Origin of the sequence: Hyalangium sp., assembly GCF_045802625.1 — a bacterium.
Lineage (GTDB): Bacteria > Myxococcota > Myxococcia > Myxococcales > Myxococcaceae > Hyalangium.
In genome coordinates, this window is sequence record NZ_JBJMQP010000214.1 from 1 (window position 1) to 2,757 (window position 2,757).

General features: G+C 67.1%; 3 protein-coding genes. All 3 read left to right on the forward strand.

Features of this window, described 5'->3' with window-relative positions:
• Window positions 1-93 precede the first annotated feature (93 nt).
• The 3 genes from istA to ACJ8AT_RS34830 are packed head-to-tail and all read left to right on the forward strand — an operon-like array spanning window position 94 to window position 2,592.
• On the forward strand, window positions 94-1,563 hold the full coding sequence (gene istA / locus ACJ8AT_RS34820; protein ID WP_407742272.1) for an IS21 family transposase: 1,470 nt from the start codon (window positions 94-96) through the stop codon (window positions 1,561-1,563).
• Window positions 1,520-2,308, forward strand: a complete 789-nt coding sequence (gene istB / locus ACJ8AT_RS34825; RefSeq protein WP_407742273.1) for an IS21-like element helper ATPase IstB — start codon at window positions 1,520-1,522, stop codon at window positions 2,306-2,308. Before istA ends, istB begins: the two co-directional genes overlap by 44 nt.
• Complete coding sequence (locus ACJ8AT_RS34830; protein ID WP_407742274.1) at window positions 2,305-2,592, forward strand: hypothetical protein; 288 nt, start codon at window positions 2,305-2,307, stop codon at window positions 2,590-2,592. The genes istB and ACJ8AT_RS34830 overlap by 4 nt, the downstream gene beginning before the upstream one ends.
• The last annotated feature ends 165 nt before the right edge of the window (window positions 2,593-2,757 follow it).

Here is a 2,757-nt window from a genome sequence, read left to right on the forward strand (position 1 = left end):
CTTCTTCACCCTGGGGGACTTCTCGTCCGCCCGCCGGTTGCTCACCCATGCCGCGACGGGACAGCGATGATTTCGCCGGAAATCCGAGCGGAGATGCGACGGCTCGTGTTGCGCCTGCACTGGCGGATTGAAACGGTGGCGCGCAGGTTTGGCGTGCACCACTCCACCGTCCGGCACGCGTTGGAGAGCGGCCCCGGCTCCGGTGAGGTGGCGCCCGGCAGCATCCTGGACCCGTACAAGCCCTACCTGGTGGAGCGGCTGACCGAGGCGCCGGAGCTGACCAGCATCCGGCTGCTGGCCGAGCTGAAAGAGCGCGGCTACCCGGGCGGAGTGGCGGTGGTGCGGCGCTACATCGCCAAGGTGCGCCAGCCCCGGGTGCGCAAGACGTACCTGCGAATCGAGATGGAGCCTGGAGAGCAGGCCCAGGTGGACTGGGGCTCCTTCGGACACCTGCGCATTGGAAGCCACCAGCGGCCGCTGTCCGCCTTCGCGATGGTGCTGTCGTACTCGAGAGCGCTGTTCATCGACTTCTGCCTGGACCAGAGGATGGAGACGTTCCTGGCCATGCACCGCCGGGCGCTGGAGTACTTCGGCGGCGTCCCCAAGCGCATCCTCTACGACAACCTCAAGTCAGTGGTGCTGCACCACGTCGGCAGCACGGTGCAATTCAACCCGCGCTTCCTCGACTTCGCAGGCCACTGCCTCTTCGAGCCGACCGCGGCTCCAGTCCGCTACCCCGAAGCCAAGGGCCGGGTGGAGAACGCCATCAAGTATGTGCGCACCTCCTTCTTCTACGGCCGCTCCTTCTCCTCGCTGGAAGACCTGCGCGCGCAAGCGGCCGCCTGGCTGGAGGGCACCGCCAACGCACGTCTGCATGCCACCACCCGCGAGCGGCCCGCCGACAGGCTTCTGGTGGAGCGGCCGCGGCTGCACGCGCTGCCGGAGCACCCTTACGACACGGACCTGGTCGTCCCGAGCGTCGTCTCGAAGGAGGCACGGGTACGGCTGGACGCCAACACCTATTCGGTGCCACCGGAGTACACGGGCAAGACGGTGCACGTGCGCGCCGACGCCAGCACTGTCCGCGTCTTCCATGAGGGTACGGAAGTGGCGCGCCACGCCCGCTCATGGGAGCGCCACCGGGCCATTGAGGATGCCTCTCACCTCGAGAAGCTTCTGGAGCGCAGAAAGGCCGCCCAGAAGCCCAAGCAGAAGGATCGCTTCATCGCGCTCAGCCCCGAGGCCCGCCTCTACATCCAGGAGGTGGCACGCCGGAAGATTCGGCTCGACCACGAGTTGCAGAAGTTGAGCCGACTCGTCGAGCTTTACGGCGAAGCGGACGTGGCCTTAGGCATGGCCAAGGCCCTCGCCCAGCACACCTTCGGGGCCCGCTACGTGCGCGCGCTCATCGACCAGAGCCGCTTCGCCGCGGGGCTCGCCGAGCCGCCCGAGCCCATCCTCACCGGAAACACCACCGCGGATTCCCTCGAAGTCCAACCCCACGCCCTGGAGTCGTACGATGAGCTCGTCTCCTCGAAGTCCACCGCCGAATCTGACCCATGACCTCTCCTCCCTCTCCCTGGAGGAGGTGCTGCGCGCGCTCGGGCTCGAATACGCCGCCAGTCAGCTCGACACGATGAGCGGCAAGGCCATCGCCCGCAACGAGTCCCCCGTCTCGCTCCTCAACTCGCTGATGCGCGAGCAGTTGCGCGTGCTCACCGAGGCGCGAGCGAAGGCCGCGCTCCGCCGTGCCGCCATCTTCCCGCTCACCACCCTGGACACCTACGACTTCAACTTCCCGAAGTTGATCGACCGAGACCTTGTCATGAAGGCCGCGACGCTGGACTTCGTGAAGGACAAGAGCAACGTCGTCTTCATCGGCCCCAGCGGCGTCGGCAAGACTCACCTCGCCAATGCACTGGGCCAGCTGGCCTGCCTGCGCGGCTACCGCGTCCGCTTCGTCGTCGCCGCGGATCTGGTCAATGACCTCGTCTCGGGACAGGCCAAGAACACCCTCCACCGGCGGCTCACCGCCTGGGCGGCGCCCGACCTGCTTCTCATCGACGAGCTGGGCTACCTCAGCTTCGATGCACGCGGGGCGGACCTGCTCTACCAGGTCTTCAACAAGCGCTACCAACGCGCCTCCACCATCGTCACCACCAACCTGCCTTTCAAGGACTGGGGCAAGCTCTTCCACAACAGCGCGGCGGCCTCGGCCATTGCTGACCGCCTCGTCCACAAGGGCCTGCTCGTCCGCATCGCTGGAAAGTCCCGGCGCTCCGATCAGGAAGTCGACAACGCCGCATGAGTCACCTGCTGCCTACCACCGACCAACTCCTCGCCGCGCCAGAGCTCGCCATCTTGCACGCCTTGGAGGCGAGCCTGGCTGCCGCTCAACGCGCGCTCCTCACGGCCTATCCCGAACTGGAGCAGGAGGACCTCTGCGGCGACACGCCCCTCCACCTCAATGGCTCCGGCTGGATCGCCGACGCCATCCTCACTCAGAGCGCCGCACTCTGCGTCTCCATCGCCAGGTACCGCCGCGAGTTTGAGCGCGCTCGCCAGGCGCGTCTGGGCGACCCCCCATTCTGAATGCGGGCGCTCCATTCCCCCGGTGCCCCGCAACCAGCTCGCGCCGAGAAGATCGTCCGAGAAGCCCGCAGCCCGCGCCCCAGCGACTGCGGGCTTCTTCGTTTCGGGATCAAGCGATCTCCGTCGCCGCGATCGCTACGCCGCGCTTCCTGAGGATCGTCTCCA

What these genes read in the sequence shown, in the direction of transcription:
- istA (WP_407742272.1), top strand. Translation starts at nt 94, where the DNA reads ATGCGACGGCTCGTGTTGCGCCTGCACTGGCGGATTGAAACGGTGGCG.
- istB (WP_407742273.1), top strand. Translation starts at nt 1,520, where the DNA reads ATGAGCTCGTCTCCTCGAAGTCCACCGCCGAATCTGACCCATGACCTC.
- ACJ8AT_RS34830 (WP_407742274.1), top strand. Translation starts at nt 2,305, where the DNA reads ATGAGTCACCTGCTGCCTACCACCGACCAACTCCTCGCCGCGCCAGAG.